The following is a 23269-nucleotide window of genomic DNA, read 5'->3' as shown; positions in this document are numbered from 1 at the left end:
GCGCAGCAAAAATAATAAATTGTCACTACATTTGCGCACGAATTAGAATACTATTTTCACGTATTCGACTAATGTCCTGATATTTATGACGAATCAAAAAGAGATAGAAAAAAGACGTACGTTTGGAATTATTGCCCATCCTGATGCCGGTAAAACGACATTAACTGAAAAACTCTTACTTTTTGGTGGGGCAATTCAAACTGCAGGAGCGGTAAAAAGTAACAAAATTAAGAAAACAGCGACTTCCGATTTCATGGAAATTGAGAAGCAGCGTGGAATCTCTGTTGCTACTTCCGTAATGGCTTTTGACTATCGAAACAAACACATAAATATTCTTGATACTCCTGGTCACAAGGATTTCGCTGAAGACACCTACCGCACATTAACAGCAGTAGATAGTGTAATTTTAGTGATTGACAATGCCAGCGGTGTTGAAAGTCAAACCGAGAAACTAATGGAAGTTTGTCGAATGAGGAATACACCTGTGATCATTTTCATTAATAAAATGGATCGATATGGTAAGGATGCATTTGACGTTTTGGATGAAATTGAACAAAAACTAGACATCAACGTTCGTCCATTAGCATGGCCAATTGGAATGGGAGATGAATTCAAAGGTGTTTACAACATGTATAAGCATGAATTGAGTTTATTTGATGGAAATAAAACGAATATTAGTGAGGAATTAATTAAGTTCAGTGATTTAACAGACCCTCAATTGGATGAAATAATAGGAGAAAAAGCTGCTGGAGAATTACGTGACGAGGTTGAATTGGTAGATGGTGTTTATGACCCATTTAATCAAGAAGATTATTTAAGCGGAAAAGTTGCTCCTGTATTCTTCGGAAGTGCGGTAAACAACTTTGGTGTTCGTGAATTACTTGAAGCTTTCGTTGAAATTTCACCTTCTCCACGTGGAAGAGATACAGATGAAGGATTTATTGAGCCGGAAAATTCAAAATTTTCAGGATTTGTATTTAAAATTCACGCGAATTTAGATCCAAATCACAGAGATAGAATTGCATTCTTGCGCATAGTATCAGGGAAATTCGAAAGAAACACTTTTTACAAGCACGTAAGGAATTCAAAAAAGATGAAATTTGCCAATCCAACTTCATTTATGGCCCAAGACAAAAGCATTGTCGACGAAGCCTACCCAGGAGATGTAATTGGACTTTATGATTCTAGTAATTTTAAGATTGGAGATACACTTACAGAAGGAAAGGACTTTAATTTTGTAGGTATTCCATCATTCTCACCAGAATTCTTCCAAGAATTAAGAAATGATGACCCAATGAAGTCTAAGCAATTAGAGAAAGGAATTCGTCAATTAATGGATGAAGGGGTTGCTCAAATGTTTATTCAAGAACCAGGTAGTAGAAAGATCGTTGGTACGGTTGGTCAACTTCAGTTTGAGGTTATTTTATATCGTTTATTGCATGAATATGGAGCAAAATGTTCTTTCACTCCTTTAAATTACCACAAAGCTTGTTGGATAACATCAGACAAGCCAGCTGAAATTGAGAAATTCACTAGAGCTAAAGTTGGGAGTATTGCAAAAGATAAAGACGAAAACTTAGTATTTTTAGCTGAAACTTCTTTCTTATTAGAAATGGCAGAAAGAGATTATCCAGAAATTACATTCCACAAGACAAGTGAGTTTAAGGTGAAGTAATCAATTAAGAATTTCAAATTACGAATTGGTTTAGCCCTAAAGTGAGCTAAACAAAAATTATGGTAGAAAAACTTTAGATAATACAACCTTATTGGTTCTCTTACCAAATTTAATTTGAAATTTAAAACTGTGATAAGTTACATATAAAACACCACTTTGCAATTTAATAGCCAAATTATTTACATTGGTTCACTTCCACTTTAATTGAACATACAGTCTTACCTGTTAATTGGTATTAAATGGTGATGAAATATTTTTTTAGTATATAATCCTATTATCTTCAAATCATTATTCAATTCCTTTTAAGTAATCGTAATTCTTAAACTGAAAACTCTATTATTTTTTGTTATTTTTATCCTGAAAAGGATAACTTATTTATTTTAAGTTAGCGAAGTTAAAGCATACTTTTTTGAATTAATTAATTTGAATAGTACTACTAAATGAAACAAAATTTCAAAATACAAATTGTAGAAGATGACCCCTGGTATAGTCAAATACTTAAACACCATTTAAGTATGAATCCAGACTATGAAATTGAACTTTTCACATCAGGAAAGGAACTTATAAGTAATCTATATAAGAAACCAGATTTGATTTGTATGGATTTTGGCTTGCCCGATCTAACCGGTAAAGAGTTGCTCAAAGAAATTAAGTCGTTTAATGTCAATTTGCCTGTAATCGTAATTAGTGCCCAGGAAAAAATTAGCGTGGCGGTAGAATTATTAAAAGCAGGAGCAAAAGACTACATAATTAAAGATGACCACACCAAAGACCAACTTTGGAAGTCCATCATTAACATACGTGAGAACTTAAATTTACGCCAAGAAGTAGAAGAACTTAAAGAACAATTAGGTCAAAAATATAGTTTTGAAAACACAATAATTGGACAGAGTCAAGCGATTAAAAACACTTTCAAACTACTACAAAAAGCCATAAATTCAAATATAAATGTTTCAATTTCAGGAGAAACAGGAACTGGAAAAGAAGTATATGCTAAAGCAATTCATTTCAATAGTGGCAGGAGAAAAAAGCCATTTGTAGCAGTGAATATGGGAGCTATTCCAAAAGAACTCGCTGAATCGGAATTATTTGGTCATGAAAAAGGTGCATTTACTGGAGCCACAGGAACTAAAATTGGAAAATTTGAACAAGCGCAAGGCGGTACTCTATTCTTAGATGAAATTGGTGAAATGGACCTAACTCTCCAGAGTAAATTGCTAAGGGTTTTACAAGAAAGAGAAGTTGTTCGTGTAGGTGGGAATAAACCCATAAAAGTTGATATTCGATTGATTTCAGCGACACATAGAAATTTGCCAGAAGAAATCAAAGAAGGAAATTTTAGAGAAGATTTGTTTTTTCGTACTGTTGGACTACCTATTGAACTTCCTCCACTGAGGAAAAGAGATCAGGACATAATAATTTTGAGTAAATATTTCATTGATGAATATTCAAAATTGAATAAGGTAAAACCTTTAAAATTAAATGGTGAAGCGAAAAGTAAATTGCAAAAATATGATTGGCCTGGGAATGTGAGAGAATTGAAGGCAGCCATTGATTTGGCTTGCGTTATGGCAGACGATAATACCATCGAAGCAAAAGATTTAACTTTTTATGAAGTCACGAATTCCAATCCTTATTCAGATAAAGAAAAAACACTAAAAGCCTACGAAGTTGAGATTATATCACATTATCTGGAGAAATATGACGATAACGTACTTGTAGTTGCTGACAAACTTGATATCGGAAAATCGAAAATTTATAACCTTATTAAAGGTGGTGAAATCAGTCGTAAATAGAAACCAATATTAAGCAGATAAAAATATAATTATTGAAGGTTTAGAATTAATACAAAAGGATTCAGTTCTTAAAACAATCAATAAAATTTTAGTTGTAGAACAATGGAAAAAGAAAAATTAGAAATAAAGGTATTATTAGAAATATCACTTAACCAAAGGGTCGAGAAGAATTTAGAGAATAGTTTACCTTCTATTTTGAATTTGTATCTAAGCAAGCTTAACTGTTTTGGAGTTGCAATTTATCGAGATGAGGAATGGCCCTTTGTTGTTCCGCAAGACCTAAAATCAAAGTCAGATTGGTTGTCAAGTTTTGATGCGTTTTCCAATACAATCGATCCTGAAAAAAATGACCCAATATATAAATGTATTGATGATTTGCACTTCTATGGCTATTCATTAGATAATTACGGATGGTTAGTATTAGTAAGGAAGAAGCAACTCAACCGAGAGATGTTTATTGAATTAAACAAGGTTGTATATCAACTGGGAAGGGAAATTCATCACATTCAGGAAGAAAGTCACCTTCAGTTACAGCAACAAATGATAGACCAATACTCAGACGCCATTCAAATAGCAGAGGAAGATGGTAGAATGTATTACCTCAATCAAGTGGCGAGTGATAGATTAGGAATTGAACCTCGAAATGTCAGGGACTATTATGTTAGTGATTTTGAGGCCTCCTTAAAAGATCCGATAAAATGGAAAAGCCATGTTGATGATTTAAAGAACAATGGCCAAGTGGTAATTAGAGGGGAAAACGTTAACCAAATTAATGGTAAAAGAATTCCCGTTGAAGCTACCGTGAATTATATTGAAGTTAATTCAAAAGGTTTTATTATTGCAAATATCCGCGACATAAGTAAAAACATAAAGCAAGAGAAAGCTTTAACTGATACAAACCAGAAATTAGAAAGTATATTTAATAAAATGACTGATGTGGTTTGGTCGGTTAGTTTGCCAGACTATAATTTAATTTTCATTACACCATCCTTTAAATCTTTATACGAAAGTAATTTTGATTCAAATCTATCGGAGGAACAGTATTGGAAAGAAGTGATACTTCCTGAAGATGAACTAATCGTTGACAATATTAAACAACAAATTGAAAAAACCGGAAGTTTCAATGTTAATTATAAAATTACGACCTCAAACGGAGAAAAAAAGTGTTTAAGAAACAAAGGAAAAATCATAAGGGATGAAAACAATAATCCCAATCGAATAGATGGAGTTATTATAGATATAACACAGCAAAGTTTAACATTGGAAACGCTCGATCAGGAATTGGCCTTACAGGAATCCTTGATTGATATTGCCTCAACTTACATTAATTTAGATCCAAAGGATGTTGAAAATACCATCAACAATTCCCTGAAGAAAATGGGACTTTTTGTTTCTGCGGATAGAGCCTATATTTTTGATTATGATTTTAATAAGAAAACGACCTCAAACACCTATGAATGGTGTAACGATGGAATAGATCCTGAAATTGAAAATTTACAAGACATGCCTATTGAATTTTTTCCTCAATGGGTTGAAAAGCACCAGCAAGGAGAAGCCTTTTATGTGCCAAATGTCGAGGAACTGACAGAGGAAAAAGATCAAGGTTTGAAAGAAATTATAGCATCTCAAGGAATTAAAAGCCTAATAGCGATACCTATGTTTGACGGTCAAGAACTCCTTGGCTTTGTTGGTTTTGATTCTGTAAAAAAATTACATAAATACAGTGACAAAGAACAACGATTACTCCAATTATTCGGAGAAATGCTAATCAATATTCGTAACCGTCAAAAATGGGAGAATAAGCTTACAATTCAAGAAGAAAAGTATAGGAACATCACCTCTAATATGAATCTAGGATTGTTGGAAGTTGATTTAGATAACGTAATCATTTTTGCTAATCAAAGTTTTTGTGAAATGTCTGGCTACAGCGTTGATGAGTTAAAGGGTAGAAATGCAGAAGCGGTTTTCTTAAATGAAAAACAACAAGAGATTCTTCGAGCAAATAGGGAAAGTAAAGGACTTACTTTATATGATAGTTATGAAGTTGAGGTTACGGTTAAAAAAGGAAATCCACATTGGTGGTTTGTTACTGTAGCACCAAATTACAACGATAAAGGTCAATTGGTTGGTAATATAGGAGTTCATCTTGATATTACAGATCAAAAGATATTGGAACAAGAACTGGCAAAAGCTAAAAATTTTGCTGAAGCTGCAGCAAAAGCGAAAGAACTTTTCTTAGCTAATATGAGCCATGAAATCAGGACTCCCCTAAATGTAATTATCGGAATGATTCGCCAATTAGCCAAAGAAAATTTAACTATAGATCAAGTTTTTTATGTCAAACAATCTGAAAGTTCTGCAAAACATTTACTTACAATTTTAAATAACGTACTTGATATTGCAAAAATAGAATCGGGAGACATGGAAATTGTCACCAAACCTTTTAGTCCAAGTGCATTAGCATACAACGTCCACTCTATCATGTATTCTCAAGCCATTGAAAAAAACTTGGATTTTAAAATCAATATTAGTTCGGAAATAAAACCAGTATTGGAGGGTGATGAAACACGCCTTAGACAAGTTTTAATCAACTTATTGGGGAATTCCATCAAGTTTACCGACAAAGGAAGTATTGTTCTTTCTGTGGACTGTATCGAAGAAAATGAAAATACACAAAGTTTAAAATTTGACATTACAGATACTGGAATTGGAATGTCTGAGGATTTTGTGACAAGAATATTCGATAAATTTTCACAGGAACAAAATACAGCAGTAAGACAATATGAAGGTACAGGGTTAGGAATGGCAATTTCCAACGATTTAATTAAATTAATGGGTGGAAAAATGCATGTTGAAAGCACTAAGAGCGTGGGAACAACATGTAGTTTTACGCTTACGTTACCTATTGGGGATCAAGAACTTTTAGTTTCAAAAAGTAAAAGAATTGAAGCCCAATCCTTTAGAGGGATGAAAGCATTGTTGGTTGAAGACAATGAAATGAATCGCTTTATTGCAATACAAAGTTTAGATTATCTTGGTTTTGAAACTACAGAAGCTGAAAACGGAAAAATTGCCATTGATAAAATTAAAAATGAAAACTTTAATTTGGTTTTGATGGATATACAAATGCCGATAATGGATGGTGTTGAGGCCACGACTTATATACGAGAAAAATTAAAAATTGACACTCCTATCATAGCATTAACGGCGAATGCATTTAAACACGACATCGACTTGTACCTCAGTAAAGGAATGAATGATTTCATTACAAAACCCTATGATGAACAAGATTTCTTTGTAAAAATTGAACATGTGTTGAACTTAGCGTTTACCAATAAAATAAATAATGGTAAAAACCTGGAAAATAACACAAGTGCTTTTAGGGAATCTATTCCACAATTATATGATTTGAGCACTATAGAAAAGATGAGTCGTGGAAATCAAGAGTTTGTGCAGAAAATGATTTCAATTTTCATTTCAATTGCAAAAGAAAATACTGAAATCCTGAAAAAAGCACTTGATGAGAATGATATGACTACAATTGAAAAGACGGCTCATAAAATAAAACCAAGTATAGATCAAATGGGAATTACTTCGTTGAAAGATTTAGTGAGAAAACTAGAAAAAATAGAATCCTTAGAAACTAATCCACAAGAGGTTAAAAAGATGGTGAATCAACTTACCGATACACTATCAAAAATTGTGAATGAACTCGATGAATAGTTCTCCAGATAAAAAATATTGAGAATCAATAGTAAGGGATAAATGAAATATTTTATCCCTTTTTTATTTCCATATTTTGGAATTAGACTGATTTTTGGAATTATTTTAAAATGGCCAAAAACTCAAAACCCTATAAAACAAGGGTTTTAGGTTACGGCACAGCTTTGGTTTGTTCGTAATTATCAAAAAATATAATTATGAATAAATTGAACAACAAAATTTTCGCAGTAGATGATGATCTATTCCACTTAGGCGCAATGAAACAAATACTAAATTCAAATGGTGATGAAGAAATAGTCACATTCGAAAATGGGGTGGAATGTTTGTTAGAGATTCACCAAAATCCAAAAATTGTATTTCTAGACCACCAAATGGGTATTTACACGGGGTTTGAAACATTAAAGAAAATCAAAAGACATAATCCTAACATTTTTGTGGTTATGGTATCCGCACAAGAGGAAATGCAAACTGCAATTGACGCCCTTAAATACGGAGCATTTGACTACCTTCAAAAAGATGAGAACTTAGAACAAAAAGTTCTTGAAGTGATGCAAAAAATCAATGAAGTCGAGCAAGTTTTAAAGAAGAAAAAATCATTCGGATTAAAGTCCTTATTAAAAATTAGATAACCATGATAAAGTTAATCCTTTTCATATTGACCAGTTTATTGATGTTGACTTCATGTAGAACATCTAATCTTTTTATCGATAAAAAAGCAAGTAATTCAGTTGAAGATTTAGACAGTGTTTTTTACAAAAACAATAAATATGAATATCACATACGTAAAGACGACAAAATCACAATCAGTCTTTGGGGACAAGATGAATTGAGTGTTGGATCAACTTATGGAATTTACAACTCCAATGAAGTTTATGGAAAGTGGTTATTGGTTGATGCCCATGGAAATGTTGAAATTCCAAAAATAGGAACCTTCAATGTGGAAAAGATGACAATTATAACGTTAAAAGATACTTTGAAAGAACGATACAAAGAATGGATAAAAAATCCTGTGATTGACATTAAAGTATTAAACAGAGAAATAACAGTTTTAGGTGAAGTAATAGATCCACAAGTCATCAACATTGATAAAGAACGTAATACTTTGTTGGATATGGTGGCCAGATGTAAAGGTTTTGACGCTTATGCCAACCTAAAATACATTAAAGTTTTTCGTCAAGTAAATGAAGACGTATATGTAGCCAATATTAACCTTGAAGAAAATGAGAATCACCTGATGAAAAACATCAACTTATATCCTGGGGATGTTGTGATTGTACCTTCGAAAAAATATAAGGAATTTGATAAAAGAATTTCTACCATAATTCCATTCACTACAACACTTACAGCGGCGGCCATTTTTATGGGAGCATTTTAAATCTAATACTATGTCTGATACTTTGAATTTTCTAAGACCTTATTTACGTGGTTGGCCTATCATTATCGGTGCAATGATTATTGCTTATTTGATCGCCAATAAATACCTAAATTATGTTACTCCTATGTATGAAAGTACAGCTAAATTAAGGCTTGCTGACATGAACGAAGGAGTTCCAAACAGTAATTTATTTAGCGATTTAGATGTATTTGCGACAACTCAAAAAATAAATGCTGAGATTGAATTGCTTAAATCTCATACACTGATTTCAAAAGCACTTGAGAAAGTTCCTTTTGATGTACAAATGTTTCGCGAAGGGAGTCTGCGAAAAACAGAGTTATTTGATGATAAACCAGTATTAATTTCACCTATCAATTGGCCAGAAAAATTAAAGGATAAAACTTTTTCGCTTCAAGTTTTTGAGGATAAAACCTTTACGGTAAAAAGTCAAGACGGAAAAATTTTTAAAGGTAGTTTAGGAGATACTATTTTAATCGAAAACGCCCTTACCTTATTTGAACTGAATGAAGCCTTTATCGCCACAAAAAAAGAGCTTAAAATCACAGATAATTACCTTTTCTCTGTTTTAAGTAAAGCCAAACAAATCAGTCTAATCAATAGTCAAATAGATATTATCGCAGTTGATAAAGATGTTCCTGTTATTCGCATTAGTTATAAATCTAGTCACCCAGGAAAAGCTGCATTATTTCCAAATGCGTTGGCGGAAGCCTATATTGATGATTACATCGAAAATAAATATGGTGCAGCAAATATTACGGTTGACTTTCTCAATGAGCGTATAGCTGAAATCAGTAAAAAGCTGAATAAATCAGAGCAAATGATTTTGAAATATCGTGATCAAAAAAACATCACGAATATTAGACAAGAAACAGAAACAGAATTAAGAAAAATTTCACAGTTAAAAATTCAGCTTACTAATCTAGAGATGAGTTTAGAAGCTATTCGCAATTTGGAAAATTATGTCCAGTCAGGCAAAGACAATTTTCTAGATTTGGCTCCAAACTTTGAAGCATTTACAGATTTACTTTCCACAGAAATCATTAAAAACATAAAGCAACTTCAGGCAGAAAGAAAAGACCTTTTGTTAGAGTATACCGAAAACGATGAAAAAGTGAAGGTGATCGACGCAAAATTGAATGATTTAACCTCTTATCTAATTGAAAGTATTTCAAATACACGTAAAAATTTACAAACTAAATATGAGAAGTTGCAAGCTGACATCGAAAAAGCAGAAAAAGTATTTATCGATGTTCCTGAGAAAGAAAGAATGATGACGATACTCAATCGTGAATTTGAAATTTTCCAACAATCATACAACTTCCTTAATCAAAAAAAGATTGAAGCTGAAATTGCAAAAGCCGCTAAAATAGCTTTTCACCGTATTATTACTCCTGCTTCAATAAGTAAGGAACCCGTTTCTCCAAATCGCATAATTATTAAAGTTGTTTCTGCTATTTTGGGAATGATGGGGGCCATAGTTTTAATTTTTATTGTACATACTATAAAAGGCAGAGTGAACAATGTTTCTACAATAGAATCACAAAGTATGATTCCTATTTTAACAACAATTCCAAAGTTAAAATCCTTATCAGAAAAGGAGAATTTCTTTATCAAAACATTGAGTGAATGGGAAGTAAAAGGACTTATCAAAGAAAATAAGTTACTTTGTCTAACCGGTTTTAATCATCATCATGGAACAGGATTTATCGCCAATCAAATTAACAATATAATGTCTATTCAAAATCGGAAGACGCTTATAATTGAATTTGAAAACAAATCATCTATTGGTAATAACGGTGAATTATCTGTTCAGTCATTCAACGATTCAACAGATATACTTAAGGTTTCGAATCATCAAATTAAAACTTTAACCACAAAAAAATGGCAAGAAATCTTAAAAGAAAAGGCGCAACAATATGACTTTACATTTTTGATTAACAGTGTTTTTGGTGAATCTCACACCTTGGCGGGAATGGCGACTTCTGATTTAAACATTATTTGCTTGGATACACGTTTAACCCCAGCGAAACACATCAGTAAAGTAGATATTTTACAACAAGAATATCAGCTGCCTAACATGTATTATGCATTGAATCGTGTTGGATATAACCCGAGTTTTATCCGTGAAAGTGTAAAATGGATCAAGAGAAAAATCAAACAATTCAAATTGAAAAAGTAATGATGAAGCTCTTAAAAAATCCAAAAGTTGTCATTTTACTTGATCAAGCTATTTTTAGTGGAACTAGCTTTGTTTTGACAATTCTATTGGCCAAAACCCTTGACATGGAAAATTTTGGTCAATTTGCTCTTTTTCTATTGGGAATACACCTTTTGGTAAGCGGGATTGGTGCTTTTATTATTCAACCTTTTCAAGTTCTTTTTGCTAAGGAAAATAATCATCAACAATATACCTCATTCGTATTTTGGTTTCAAATAGTAGCCATCATTATCGTGGCTTTGTTGTCATTAGCTTTTCATTTTCTTTTCCCTTCATTCTTCCCTATCTTTCTTATTGGATACGGTGCAGGATTCCTAATTCATGATTTTGGAAGACGCTTATTACTTGTACTGGACAAACCGATGGCTACGCTCCTATTCGATGCAATTACTGCTTTCTTGTCACTAATAGCTCTATATTTTTTTAGTTCACTTAAGGTCCAAAGTCTCGATGCATTATTTGCTGTTCTTTCCATTGCTTACCTCAGTTCTTTAATTCTATTGTTCATAATAATTCGACCTACTTTGCTATCCAAAAAAAGAGTATTGCAAGGATTATCAAATCATTGGCGAGAAGGAAAGTGGTACTTTTTTACTGTAATTTCTCAATGGTGGTCTAGCAATTTGTTTGTTGTTGCCTCTGGAGTATATCTTGGAACAGCTGCACTTGGAGCCTTAAGGTTAGCACAGTCTTTAATGGGAGTTTTGAATATTCTTCTACAAACATTTGAAAATTACATTTTGCCACTCACTGCTAAAAAGCTCAACGATCAGCACGATGACGGTCTTCGTTTTGTTGTTGACATTAGTCGTAAAGCTGGACTCTTGTTTATTCCAGTTTTACTAATTGTTTTCATCTTTGCAGAACAGTTAATTGTTTTTGCTGGAGGACCTGAATATACAACTTATGCTTTTACACTACAAGGCATGACTATCTTATATTTCATCATCTTTTTGAGTCAGCCTATTCGCCTATTTATTCGTGCAATGTTACTAAATAATCACTTTTTCTATGGCTATTTAATCAGTTTAAGTTTCTCGTTAATTTTTGCCCATGCCCTTCTATCAACTTATGGTCTGACAGGAGCAATTATTGGTCTTTCAATTTCACAATTATTATTGATTGGCTATTGGTCAGTCATTTTACAAAAGAAAAAAATACACTTATGGAAATCATTCATATCGTTTTAGGAAAAGTGAATCCAAATCGTCTAAACGGCGTAAATAAAGTGGTTTATAATATGGCTACTGAGCAAACTAAAGCCGGAAAAAATATTCAGGTTTGGGGAATTTCCTCAAACACAAAACATGATTATCCTGAAAGGAATTTTAAAACTGTTCTTTTTCAAAAAGAACGTTTTCCGTTTGCTATGCCTTCTTCTTTAAAACAAGCCATAATAGAAAATAAAAATGCAGTTTTTCATTTACATGGAGGTTGGATTCCTGTTTTCAATACCATCGGTCGTTTTCTGGCTAATAACAAGATTAAATTTGTGCTTACACCGCATGGAGCTTATAATGAAGAAGCAATGAAACGTAGTGGTTTGCAGAAAAAAGTTTACAAATTATTATTTGAAAGACCGTTAATCAACAAGGCCTCAAAAATTCATTCAATTGGAAAAAGCGAAATCACTGGACTAAGGAAAATTTCCAAAAAAGCATCATCTTTCTTATTGCCTTATGGTTTTATCTCCAATACATCTGTTTCAAATACAGTAAAGTCACAAGAATTCACCATTGGGTTTGTTGGAAGACTAGATGTGTATACGAAAGGGTTAGATTTATTGATCAAAGCATTTGAAAAGTTCCAAAAATACAATCCAAATTCCAAATTATGGATAATTGGTGAAGGTGATGGTAAAACATTTTTAGAAAATTACATTCAAGAAAATAGCATTCTAAATGTAGTTTTTTGGGGTGAAAAATTCGGTAAGGAAAAGGATGAATTAATAAGTAAAATGTATGCCTTTGCCCATCCATCAAGGAATGAAGGACTTCCTTCATCTGTTTTAGAAGCTGCTGCACTAGGCGTTCCAACAATTGTTTCTCAAGGGACAAATCTGGCTGAATATGTTGAAAAATTTGAAGCTGGCATAGCAATTGAAAATGATAATGTCTCTGAACTAGTAAAGGCCATGAAAGACATTTGTAAATCATACGACAATGGGAAAGCCCAACAATTTAAAAATGGAGCAAAACAAATGCTAGAGGAAGATTTTAAATGGTCAATTCTGGTTAATCAATATGATGAACTATATAAATAAGCAATTTTGAATTTTCTAGATAAAGACCATAGCGCATTTATAAAAAAGACCAATTGGCAATTATTGTTGTTATTGCTTTTGATGACAGCGTGTTTTTTTACGTGGAGTGAAAATATTATTATCACACGAATTATCAAGGTAGTTGGAAGAATGGGAATGCTGGCTGGTTCTTGGTATATCTACAAAAGTATTTTAAAATATGGTGCGGCAGATAATCTAAAAACCCACAATATCCTCTCTTCTGCTTTTTATGGAATTTATCTTTTACTCGGATTTGCTTCTTTTATGTGGAGTACAAACGTGGGATATAGTGCCTTACAATGGTTTATGACGTCTCAAACCTTAGTTTTTTGTTACTTCTTCATCAAAAGCCTTTATCTACTCGACGTTTATTTTCCAGATCACAAAATTCGATTGTACAATCTTTTAGGCAATGCAGCATTTATTTTGATTTTGGTATTTGTTATTGGTATGTGGGTTAGTCCTGATGTCTTTTTCAGGTTAACACACGGTGGTGAAGAAGCACGTTTAGGTGGATATTTAATGAATCCCAATGAACTTGGAATGTTAGCCGGTGTTGGTATTGCTGGATTAATGTTTGACATTCGCAGAAACCACAATAAATGGTGGACAATCTTGAAATTGCTTATTCTATTTTATGGACTTTATGCAACAGGTTCACGATCCTCTTTAATTGGTGCTTTATTGATTATCGGATTTCATGTTTTACAGTCAGAACAAAAAAAGTTTGCTGTAGTGGCAATTGCGGTTATGATTTTAGTGGCCCCAATCGCGATATATAAAGTTGTACTTAAAGACGGAGATCCAGAACGCATGGAAGAAGTATTAAGTTTAACTGGACGTCTCCCCTTTTGGCAAGCATTAATCACCGAAGGACTACCTAGAGAGCCTCTTTTGGGATTTGGTTTTATGCGCATCGATTATAAAGAATATTTCCAAAGTGCACATACCTACCCTGGCAAAATGACGCACAATACCTTTATGCAAGTCCTAATGAATTTAGGTTTTATTGGAATCACCATTGTGCTTTTCCAATTGATTTTTACGGCCAGGGGAATTCTAAAAGAAGATTCGGAGAAAAAACTAATGCTCTTTTGTCTTTTGATTCCTTTAATAATCAATTCTTTTACTGAATTTGGGATTTTTGGTGAATCGAATTATGGTATTTTGTTTTATCAATTGGTCATTCTTTATATCTCGTTTAAACCAGGACAAATTTTAAGACCTAAACAGAAAATACACCTCATAAAAACAGGAAGGTTAGCCGCAAAATCAAAGTAAAACCCAATTTACTTCTTACTAATACAAGTGAATTTACTTTCATTTTTGCCTGATTTTTTTTTCAAAAATAAATAAATCAGTCACCTTACACACCAATGGGTATAGCTCTTTTCTTATTCCAAAAATCAACTTTTTTCCATTTTATGGAATTTTACTCACTACAAAAAACTCAACATCCCTTATTTATCAATGGGTTACGATTGTAGCACATTTATTGGCATACTACTACAAAATAAATAAGCATGAAAAAGGATTTAGCGAAAATTGGTCTTCACATTGAAAAAACATCAAAGCGTTCAATTGATTTATATTTTATCAATAACCCTGATGGAAGTCCAAGATGGATTTGGAATACACAAAATAAGCGTCCTGATTTTTTGAGATTCTATAATGCATCTTCAATGAAGTCCAAAGTTTTCAGTACAATGATGAAACTTATTTTCTTTTTGAAACTTCAACATCTTGTATTCGGTAAGAATACTGTAAAAGTGAATAAAGAGGAGACGCATTCCTTGTCAGAATTTACAAAAGGAGATTTTGCATTATTCACAGGAACAACAGGACCGAATCGTAAATTAGTGCTTTATTCCAAAAATCAATTTATCAAAGTTGGTTTATCTCAATCGAGTATTCAGGCTCTAGAAAATGAATTGTTTAACCTCAAAAGTTTTAAATCTAATTCAGCCATTGAAATACCGAAAAGTAAAAAAATCGCAGATGGAATTATTTCTTTAACAGATATCGGTAAAAATGGAGAAAGAACCAGCACATTTTCTAAAGAACATGCGATTGGACTCAACGAATTATACTCACAACATCCGACAGCTTTGAATTTACTTTATCAAACTGACATTTATAAAAAGAGTATTAATCAACTTCATAAATATAGGTTACAACCTGAAAAAAAGGAGATGAACAATATTATTGATAAACTAATAATTTTGGTAAAGGATGTCGCTCCAAAACAATTTAAATTTAATTGGACGCACCGAGATTTTACACCATGGAATTGCTTTGTGGCAAACAATCAAATCAAAATTTACGATTTTGAATTAGCACATTCAGCTTTGCCATTTGGATTTGATGCTTTTCATTTCGTGATGCAACAAGGAATATTGGTAGATCGCACTTCTTGGAAGAATTTGAAACCAAAACTTGAATCAGCTTTTCATCAATTAAAATCAGTTGTCGGGAATGGAAATGAAAAATTTGAAGATCATTTAAAAGCATATTTATTGATCAATATTGCTGACCACATAGATTTATATAGTCGTCAAGAGGATTGGCATCAACAAATCTACTGGTTATTAAACACATGGAATGAAGCTTTAAATGATTTAATTCCAAATGAAAAAACTTCGAGAAGTTTATTGATTGGTGATGTTTTTGATTTTTTACAAAATGAAAATTATGCGGCGGTAAAATTTCCAAATATTCAACCGAAAACATTAAGTGAGCATTCAGATATAGATTTACTGGTTCATAAAGGAAGCTCTCAAGAATTAGTTCAATACCTGAATGAGCATGCACTTGTAAAAAAAGTGAATCAGAAGGCACAATCCAATATGACTCGTTTGTTAATCATTTTACAAAACGATCAAATTTTAGCATTGGACCTTATTTGGAAACTAAAAGTAAAAGCGCTTGAATTTATGAATGTAAATCAAGCAATTAATAATGCTCAAACAAATAATTTCGGTGTAAAAACACTTTGTCTTAAAGATCATCAAGATTACCTCAACTGTTTTTATGGATTAAATAACAGCACTATTCCAGAAAAATACCAATCTGATTTTGATTTCGGACAAGAAGTAGTTACAGATACTCAAAAATTGAAACAGAAAACCAAAGCATTACCTCAAAACAAAGGAATTTCTAGATGGATTAATAAAGTAAATTACTTTTCAGACAGCTTAGGTCAATTTATGTCCAAGAAAGGCTTAATTATCACATTCAGTGGAGTTGATGGCGCAGGGAAATCAACAATCATTGAAAATACTAAAAATGAACTTGAAAAGAAACACCGTAAGAAGGTCGTTGTAATTCGTCACAGACCTTCACTTCTACCGATTTTAAGTGCATATACACAAGGTAAAGAAAAAGCGGAACAAATTGCAGCGACTACGCTACCTCGTCAAGGTAAAAACAGCAGCTTCTTAAGTTCATTGATTAGATTTTCATATTACTACACAGATTATTTCATTGGTCAGTTTTATGTTTATATAAAACATGTGATGCGTGGAGAAATCGTATTGTATGATCGTTACTATTTTGATTTTATTAATGACAGTTTAAGAAGTAATATTCTTTTACCGAAATGGTTAACAAAAGCGGGGTATAAATTGTTATTAAAACCAAATCTGAACTTCTTTTTATATGCAGATGCTGCAACAATACTAAAACGAAAAAAGGAATTAGATGAAAAAGCCATAACTTCTTTAACCAAAGATTACTTTAACTTATTTACCGAGTTAGATAAGAAATCGAAAGGGAGATATTTCTTAATTGAGAACCTCCATTTGCAAGAGACAATGACATTTATTGCGTCGAAAACTAATCCACAAATCCAATAATAATGAAGCAGTTACTCCAGACATTAATTCGAAAAAGAAATCCTAATTTCTCCTTTGATCCAGCTTTAGATAACGCTACTTTAATTTCATTTTTATGGGCACAAGCTTGGGGAATATTAAGAGCATTTAAATTAGTGTTTCATTTCAAAAACCCGAAAATGGCTTCCTTAGGGAGACAAGTCCATTTCTTCAATTCCAGAAAAATCTCATTTGGGAAATTTATGAAGTTGGGAAACAATGTTCAAATTAGCGCCTTAGGAAAAAACGGTGTTAAGATTGGAAACAATGTAAGTATTGGCGCTTTTAGCCGCATCATTATTTCTACTTCGTTCAACCATTTAGGTGAATATATCAAAATTGGGAACAATGTTGGATTAGGTGAATTTGCATATCTGGGAGGTGCTGGTGGATTAGAAATCGGAGACGAATGCATCATTGGGCAGTATTTCAGTTGTCACCCAGAAAATCATGTCACCTCTGCACTTGATTTATCAATTAGACATCAAGGCGTAACCCGAAAAGGGATAAAAATCGGAAAAAACTGTTGGATAGGAAGTAAAGTCACCATTTTGGATGGCGTTGAAATTGGAGAAGGATGCGTAATTGCTGCCGGAGCAGTTGTCAACAAGTCATTTCCAAAAAACTCAATAATTGGCGGAGTACCTGCACGAATTTTAAAAACAAGAAAATGAAAAATATTTTAGCTACAGCTTATGCAATTAACCCATACAAAGGTTCTGAAGACGGAATGGGTTGGAATTTTGTAATGCAAATTGCACGATTTAATAATGTAATTGCGATCACAAGAGAAAACAATAAAGAACATATTGAAAAGTATATGTCTGAAAACCCAAACGAGCTTTACGAGAACATACAGTTTCTCTATTTTGATTTACCTTATTGGATGCGCTTTTGGAAAAAAGGTGGTCGCGGTGCGATGTTATACTATATAATGTGGCAACGTGGAATTGTTCAATTCATAAAAAAGCAAAACTTAAACTTTGATATTGCACATAATTTAAATTTCCACAACGATTGGACTCCCTCCTTTTTATGGAAACTCAAAAAACCAATGGTTTGGGGACCAGTCGGACATCACCCAAGTATTCCAAAACAATATTTAGCACCTTATGCAAATAAATATTTATATGTTGATCGATTAACATGGTGGGTTAAAAAATACTTTTGGAATATTTCCTTATCATTAAAATCGACTGTAAAACATACAAATCATATGTTATGTATGAACCACTCCGTTCCTGAAGTTCTTTCTCCTAAAGGTAACTATTCTGTTGCACCTTCTGTGGCAACACAAGATTTTGGTTGGAATGATGCTGAAGATTTAGACGAGAAGTTTACTCTGATTTCTGCGGGTAGATTAGTTCCGTTAAAAGGTTTTGATTTAACAATAGAAGCATACGCAAAATTCTTTCATCAACTCAAGGAATCGCAACAACAAAAGTGTCAGTTACTCATCGTAGGAAGTGGTCCGGAAGAACAATTTCTAAAAGATCTCGCTAGTAAACTAAATGTGTTAAACCACATTAAATTTATCAATTGGATTAAAAGGGATGAACTTATGAAGTTATATAAAAAATCTTCAGCATTTCTTTTTCCTTCACATGAGGGCGCAGGTATGGTCGTAGCAGAGGCCTTATCTTTTGGCCTTCCAGTTATTTGCTTGGACAATGAAGGACCTGGTCAATTCATAAATAAAGATTGTGGATTTGCCATTTCTCATCAAGATTACAAAAATACAGTTACACAACTTTCTAGCTCTATAAAAACACTTCATCAGCATCCTGAAAAAAGAATTGAAATGAGTATTTCTGCTCGACAAAGGTTTGAGATGATGTTCCATTGGGACAGAAGAGGTGAACAATTACAGAAAATTTACGGGGAATTATGACTAAAAGCAAAAGAATACTCGCCTTTCATTTATTGAACGACCGAAGTGGTAGTCCAAAGGTTTTAAGTCAAATACTTAAAGCTTGGGCACATGAAAACAAAGAAATTATCCTTTATACTAGTGCTCATGAAAATGGTTTTCTTTCAGACATTAAAGGCATTCAACAAAAAAACGCTTGGTACAAATTCAGTTCAAATCCTTGGATTCGTTTGGTATATTATAGCTTGAGCCAAATTATTCTGTTTTTAAGACTATTATTTGTGATCAAGAAATCAGACATCGTTTATGTTAATACAGTATTGCCTTTCGGAGCAGCATTAGCAGGAAAGATAAAAGGAGCAAAAATTATTTATCACGTTCATGAAAGCACTGTAAATCCGGCAATTCTTAAATGGTTTTTATTTAAAATAGTTGCATTAACGGCTACTGAAATTATTAACGTATCTCAATATGTAGAATCTGCACACAATATTAAAAGCACCAACAACCACCTTATTTATAACGCAATAGACGAATCATTTTTAGCAGAAAGGAAAGAAAAAGTGATCAATGATAATCCTAAAAACATTTTGATGGTCTGTTCATTGAAAGCCTATAAAGGAGTATTTGAATTTATCAATTTAGCCAAAGATAATCCACAGTTTAAATTTAGACTTGTGCTTAATGCGAGTCAACCGGATATTGATTCTTTTTTTGAAGACCATACCTTAACAGAAAACCTTTCACTTTATTCAACACAAAAAAACCTACATCCATTTTTCCAATGGGCTGATCTAATTGTAAATCTATCTAGACCTGATCGATGGATTGAAACTTTCGGATTAACCATTATTGAGGGAATGGCTTACGGACTTCCTTCTATAGTTCCTCCTGTTGGTGGTATTTTAGAAGTTATTCAGGATAGAAAATCAGGATATAAAGTAGATTCAAGAAATCGTATAGAACTGAATGCGAAGATTAAAATGTTGATGGAGAATAAATTTGTGTACAAGGAATTTTCTCAAGAGGCGACCAAACGGTTAGAGCTTTTTAGAGAACAAAAAATGCTTAATTCGATAAATCAAATGATTGGCGAGTATTAAAAGCAATGATGATACATAAACTTGAAGGTGATTTAACCCACCTTATCTACTATTGAAGAATTAAATTGAAGTAAAATTTTTCCAAAACTCTATTATTATTCCATTTTATGGAAACACTTGTCGAACAAAAAAACCTTAAACCATTGATTTTATTGCATTTATAATATTGGCACTTCTTTGGTAATTGGTAGTTCAAATAAAAAAGTCATGAAAACGAAAAAGAATAGAAAGAAGAGAATAGCGATCATCGGAACAGTGGGTGTACCTGCAAACTACGGTGGATTTGAAACACTAGCAGAGCATTTAATCGAAGATTTGGGTCAGGATTATGACATCACTGTTTTTTGTTCAGGAAAAAGATATCCAAAAGAAGAAAGAAAAGCTACCTACAAGAATGCTAAATTAAAATATATCCCTTTGGAGGCGAATGGTATTCAAAGTATACCCTATGACACCCTTTCTATTCTATATTCTTTGTTCTTTTCTGATGTACTTCTTGTGCTTGGAGTAGCTGGTGCTTGGATTCTTCCATTTGTTAGATTTTTCACCAATAAGAAAATTATAATATCCATTGACGGAATTGAGTGGAAAAGAGATAAATGGAATTTTTTAGCCAAAAAATATTTGTATTGGGCTGAAGGTTTAGCTGTAAAATATTCTCATATTGATATTTCGGATAATGAATCTATTCAAGACTATACTGCCGATAGATATGGTTCACTCAGTAGAATCATCGAATATGGTGCAGATCATACTTTAAAAGTTCCGATTACAGAAAAAGCGATTGAGGACTACCCATTCTTACAAAATGACTATGCATTTAAAGTTTGTAGAATCGAACCAGAAAACAATGTACATGTTATTTTAAAAGCATTTGAGCAAACAAATAAACTGCCTTTGGTTATTGTTGGTAATTGGGATAAAAGCGAATATGGGAGAACTTTAAAAGAACAATACCAATCACTAGATAACATTCATATTTTAGATCCAATTTATGACCAAGAAAAGCTAGATATCATGCGTGGAAATGCCACACTTTATGTACATGGCCATTCCGCTGGAGGAACAAATCCATCTTTGGTTGAAGCCATGTATTTAGGTTTACCGATTCTTGCCTATGGAGTCTCCTACAATAGGGTGACCACGGAAAATAAAGCAATTTACTTCGAAAATCTAGAAGAACTAGTTTCTGAAATAAACAACGTAAATACTTATAAAATCAACAGAATTGGTCAACAAATGTCTGAAATTGCGCACAGAAGATATACTTGGAAACACATAGCGTTTAAATATGACAAGCTTATTCAAGAAGCTTTAGAAACCTCTAATAAAATGGGAGTTGAATCTAAAACCAAAAATGTTCCTTATAAAAACTTGTTAAAAATGGGTCATGCTCATCTAAAAACGAACAATAATTTTTAGGAAGTTATTTTCTTATGAATTGGTTTCATCTTATCACTAAGGTGAAACCAATTTACTCATTTTACTCTAGTCTCATTAAGAAATTTCCGTTCATGCTATGGAATAGATTTGCTACATGCAGTTTTCCGTTATAAACTCCAATTTCACCAATTTTCTCAGAAATTGTATTGGGCAATCCTATCCAGTTACCGTTTTTCCATTTGATTATATTCTTTGAGTTTACTGATGGAGCTCCAGTAAAATCTCCTCCAACGAACAATTGGTCTCCATACACAAAAAGTCTATGTACTCCACTTGAACCACCAACAAGGCCAGATTGCATTGCTTCCCAGCCTGATCCATTCCAAATTGCAATACGTGAACAATTAGAGTTCCCATCTACTTGAGTAAACATACCACCAACAACCAGTTTTCCGTCAAGTACTGCAAGATCACGCACTTCCTCATTTACACCATTCCCTAGTGCAACCCACTCACTTCCATTCCATTTCGCTATATTATTCAATACCGTTCCATTTGAAGAAGTGAATTGTCCAGCACAAATTAAATCTCCCTTGTATTCTATAAGAGCATTAATTCTAACATTTCCTGAATGAACAAAATCAGGGAAATTTATATTTCCCGAATTAGAACGTACGTGAGGTGATGAAGCTACTCCCATAATTTTTTCGGATGCATAAATTGTAAATGCAGTTGGTTGAACCTGATAAGAAACTGGTACTGATTCCCAACTATTGTATGCTGGATCATCAAACACTTCCATATCAAATTTCCAAACCCCTATTCCATCCCAATACCCTAAAGTATATATTTTGTCATCTATGACTTTCACATCTTCAAATCCTACTCCACTCGGCCAATAATGAAGTCCATGTTTAACGATATTAGTATCTCCAGAAAGATGTCCAGACAAAAAATATGTGCCTTGATTAATATAATCTAAAAAAGTAAGAATCATATTGTCTCCTACTGTTCCAATTCCTTTGATTTGTTTATCGAAGAAATAAGATTCTTGAATTTTAACCCAGGAGTTTCCAATCACATTTTCATAATTGACATCAACTGGTAGATCAGGAACATCTGAACCAATATTTTTTAGTTGACCTTTCTTACAAGATGAAAACCCTATAAATCCTCCAATAATTATAAATAGTATTGCTTTATTTTTCATGCTAATCAATTATGGTTCATGCTAAAAACCTCCTTTAGAAGTTTGATTTTTTCAATAACTCTCAAAAATAATCAAACAGTAGACTTTACCCAACTTTTATTGAATACTCCAATCCATTAACTATTTCTAGTTCGTTGAAAACCACTGTTCAAAATAGAAATTGAATACAGTATTCTTAACTAATTTTTGTACCGTTTTTCACTCCTCTTTCTGGTTCTATTAGAATAACCTTCCCTTCGCCTTCTACACCACCTAGTACAAGACATTCACTCATCATATTTGCGATTTGCTTTGGTGGAAAATTCAAAACTGCAACGATTTGTTTTCCAACAAGTTCTTCGGATTGATACAATTTTGTGATTTGGGCCGAAGTTTTACGAACTCCATAAACACCAAAATCGATGGTCATCTTATAAGCAGGATTTCTAACTTCTTCAAATATCTCAGCTGTTAGAATCGTCCCTATTCTCATTTCCACCTTTGTAAAGTCCTCCCAATTAATCTCCATTTCCTATTCTTTATGTTCCTACATTGCTAATCTAATAATAAGTATTGAAAAATGAAGAGCAAAATATAGTTGGAGTGAATGATATTGGCACAAGAATGACACATTTGAAGAATTTCTATCACTAATGAGTCATTTCAGAGATGTTCCACAAGTATCAATATCAATGTATTATAGGCAGTTAAAAATCCGTAAAAATTTGCGGTCGTAGATCTGCGTCATCCGCGTGCCAAT

The 23269-nt window shown here is 32.8% G+C and carries 16 protein-coding genes; 14 read left to right on the top strand and 2 right to left on the bottom strand.

Annotation, left to right across the window (positions count from 1 at the left end; genetic code table 11):
• Window positions 1-85: 85 nt before the first annotated feature.
• The 14 genes from C6368_RS04770 to C6368_RS04705 all read left to right on the top strand — a co-directional run bounded on the left by C6368_RS04770 (window position 86) and on the right by C6368_RS04705 (window position 21359).
• Window positions 86-1675: a peptide chain release factor 3 gene (locus C6368_RS04770; protein ID WP_107038049.1), complete on the top strand. Its 1590-nt coding sequence runs from the start codon at window positions 86-88 to the stop codon at window positions 1673-1675.
• Between the two features lie 440 nt (window positions 1676-2115).
• On the top strand, window positions 2116-3471 hold the full coding sequence (locus tag C6368_RS04765) for a sigma-54-dependent transcriptional regulator (RefSeq protein WP_107038048.1): 1356 nt from the start codon (window positions 2116-2118) through the stop codon (window positions 3469-3471).
• Between the two features lie 102 nt (window positions 3472-3573).
• Window positions 3574-7194 (top strand): PAS domain S-box protein, encoded by a 3621-nt coding sequence (locus C6368_RS04760; protein WP_107038047.1) that lies wholly within the window; start codon window positions 3574-3576, stop codon window positions 7192-7194.
• A gap of 197 nt (window positions 7195-7391) precedes the next feature.
• Window positions 7392-7823, top strand: a complete 432-nt coding sequence (locus tag C6368_RS04755) for a response regulator (protein ID WP_234369087.1) — start codon at window positions 7392-7394, stop codon at window positions 7821-7823.
• A 2-nt stretch (window positions 7824-7825) separates the two neighbouring features.
• Window positions 7826-8569, top strand: a complete 744-nt coding sequence (locus C6368_RS04750; protein ID WP_107038045.1) for a polysaccharide biosynthesis/export family protein — start codon at window positions 7826-7828, stop codon at window positions 8567-8569.
• Between the two features lie 10 nt (window positions 8570-8579).
• On the top strand, window positions 8580-10769 hold the full coding sequence (locus C6368_RS04745; RefSeq protein ID WP_107038044.1) for a GumC family protein: 2190 nt from the start codon (window positions 8580-8582) through the stop codon (window positions 10767-10769).
• The gene (locus C6368_RS04740; RefSeq protein ID WP_107038043.1) at window positions 10727-11998 is read left to right on the top strand and encodes a lipopolysaccharide biosynthesis protein; all 1272 of its coding nucleotides are present in this window, start codon (window positions 10727-10729) and stop codon (window positions 11996-11998) included. The genes C6368_RS04745 and C6368_RS04740 overlap by 43 nt, the downstream gene beginning before the upstream one ends.
• Window positions 11974-13071, top strand: a complete 1098-nt coding sequence (locus C6368_RS04735) for a glycosyltransferase family 4 protein (protein ID WP_107038042.1) — start codon at window positions 11974-11976, stop codon at window positions 13069-13071. The genes C6368_RS04740 and C6368_RS04735 overlap by 25 nt, the downstream gene beginning before the upstream one ends.
• Before the next feature lie 6 nt (window positions 13072-13077).
• Entirely contained in the window at window positions 13078-14373 is a 1296-nt protein-coding gene (locus tag C6368_RS04730; RefSeq protein WP_234369086.1) for an O-antigen ligase family protein, read from the top strand.
• A gap of 242 nt (window positions 14374-14615) precedes the next feature.
• The gene (locus C6368_RS04725) at window positions 14616-16946 is read left to right on the top strand and encodes a hypothetical protein (protein WP_107038040.1); all 2331 of its coding nucleotides are present in this window, start codon (window positions 14616-14618) and stop codon (window positions 16944-16946) included.
• Window positions 16947-16948: 2 nt separating this feature from the next.
• The gene (locus C6368_RS04720; protein WP_107038039.1) at window positions 16949-17638 is read left to right on the top strand and encodes an acyltransferase; all 690 of its coding nucleotides are present in this window, start codon (window positions 16949-16951) and stop codon (window positions 17636-17638) included.
• Window positions 17635-18855 (top strand): glycosyltransferase, encoded by a 1221-nt coding sequence (locus tag C6368_RS04715; protein ID WP_159038436.1) that lies wholly within the window; start codon window positions 17635-17637, stop codon window positions 18853-18855. The genes C6368_RS04720 and C6368_RS04715 overlap by 4 nt, the downstream gene beginning before the upstream one ends.
• Complete coding sequence (locus C6368_RS04710) at window positions 18852-19937, top strand: glycosyltransferase family 4 protein (protein ID WP_107038037.1); 1086 nt, start codon at window positions 18852-18854, stop codon at window positions 19935-19937. Before C6368_RS04715 ends, C6368_RS04710 begins: the two co-directional genes overlap by 4 nt.
• Window positions 19938-20144: 207 nt before the next feature.
• Entirely contained in the window at window positions 20145-21359 is a 1215-nt protein-coding gene (locus C6368_RS04705; RefSeq protein ID WP_107038036.1) for a DUF1972 domain-containing protein, read from the top strand.
• A 61-nt stretch (window positions 21360-21420) separates the two neighbouring features.
• Here the strand turns inward: C6368_RS04705 and C6368_RS04700 are convergent, their stop codons facing one another.
• Both C6368_RS04700 and C6368_RS04695 read right to left on the bottom strand, forming a co-directional pair.
• Window positions 21421-22530 carry a hypothetical protein gene (locus tag C6368_RS04700; RefSeq protein WP_107038035.1) on the bottom strand — a complete coding sequence of 370 codons (1110 nt, stop codon included), beginning with the start codon at window positions 22528-22530 and terminating at the stop codon, window positions 21421-21423.
• Between the two features lie 175 nt (window positions 22531-22705).
• The gene (locus tag C6368_RS04695) at window positions 22706-23038 is read right to left on the bottom strand and encodes a tRNA-binding protein (RefSeq protein ID WP_107038034.1); all 333 of its coding nucleotides are present in this window, start codon (window positions 23036-23038) and stop codon (window positions 22706-22708) included.
• Window positions 23039-23269 lie beyond the last annotated feature (231 nt).

Source organism: Brumimicrobium mesophilum (assembly GCF_003025005.1).
GTDB classification, from domain to species: Bacteria; Bacteroidota; Bacteroidia; order Flavobacteriales_D; family Crocinitomicaceae; genus Brumimicrobium; species Brumimicrobium mesophilum.
The sequence above is the reverse complement of the archived record's forward strand: the minus strand, read 5'-3'. Positions and strand labels throughout refer to the sequence as shown.

Coding starts and splice junctions, on each gene's coding strand:
- C6368_RS04770 (WP_107038049.1), top strand. CDS start 86: ATGACGAATCAAAAAGAGATAGAAAAAAGACGTACGTTTGGAATTATT.
- C6368_RS04765 (WP_107038048.1), top strand. CDS start 2,116: ATGAAACAAAATTTCAAAATACAAATTGTAGAAGATGACCCCTGGTAT.
- C6368_RS04760 (WP_107038047.1), top strand. CDS start 3,574: ATGGAAAAAGAAAAATTAGAAATAAAGGTATTATTAGAAATATCACTT.
- C6368_RS04755 (WP_234369087.1), top strand. CDS start 7,392: ATGAATAAATTGAACAACAAAATTTTCGCAGTAGATGATGATCTATTC.
- C6368_RS04750 (WP_107038045.1), top strand. CDS start 7,826: ATGATAAAGTTAATCCTTTTCATATTGACCAGTTTATTGATGTTGACT.
- C6368_RS04745 (WP_107038044.1), top strand. CDS start 8,580: ATGTCTGATACTTTGAATTTTCTAAGACCTTATTTACGTGGTTGGCCT.
- C6368_RS04740 (WP_107038043.1), top strand. CDS start 10,727: ATGGATCAAGAGAAAAATCAAACAATTCAAATTGAAAAAGTAATGATG.
- C6368_RS04735 (WP_107038042.1), top strand. CDS start 11,974: ATGGAAATCATTCATATCGTTTTAGGAAAAGTGAATCCAAATCGTCTA.
- C6368_RS04725 (WP_107038040.1), top strand. CDS start 14,616: ATGAAAAAGGATTTAGCGAAAATTGGTCTTCACATTGAAAAAACATCA.
- C6368_RS04720 (WP_107038039.1), top strand. CDS start 16,949: ATGAAGCAGTTACTCCAGACATTAATTCGAAAAAGAAATCCTAATTTC.
- C6368_RS04715 (WP_159038436.1), top strand. CDS start 17,635: ATGAAAAATATTTTAGCTACAGCTTATGCAATTAACCCATACAAAGGT.
- C6368_RS04710 (WP_107038037.1), top strand. CDS start 18,852: ATGACTAAAAGCAAAAGAATACTCGCCTTTCATTTATTGAACGACCGA.
- C6368_RS04705 (WP_107038036.1), top strand. CDS start 20,145: ATGAAAACGAAAAAGAATAGAAAGAAGAGAATAGCGATCATCGGAACA.
- C6368_RS04700 (WP_107038035.1), bottom strand. CDS start 22,530: ATGAAAAATAAAGCAATACTATTTATAATTATTGGAGGATTTATAGGG.
- C6368_RS04695 (WP_107038034.1), bottom strand. CDS start 23,038: ATGGAGATTAATTGGGAGGACTTTACAAAGGTGGAAATGAGAATAGGG.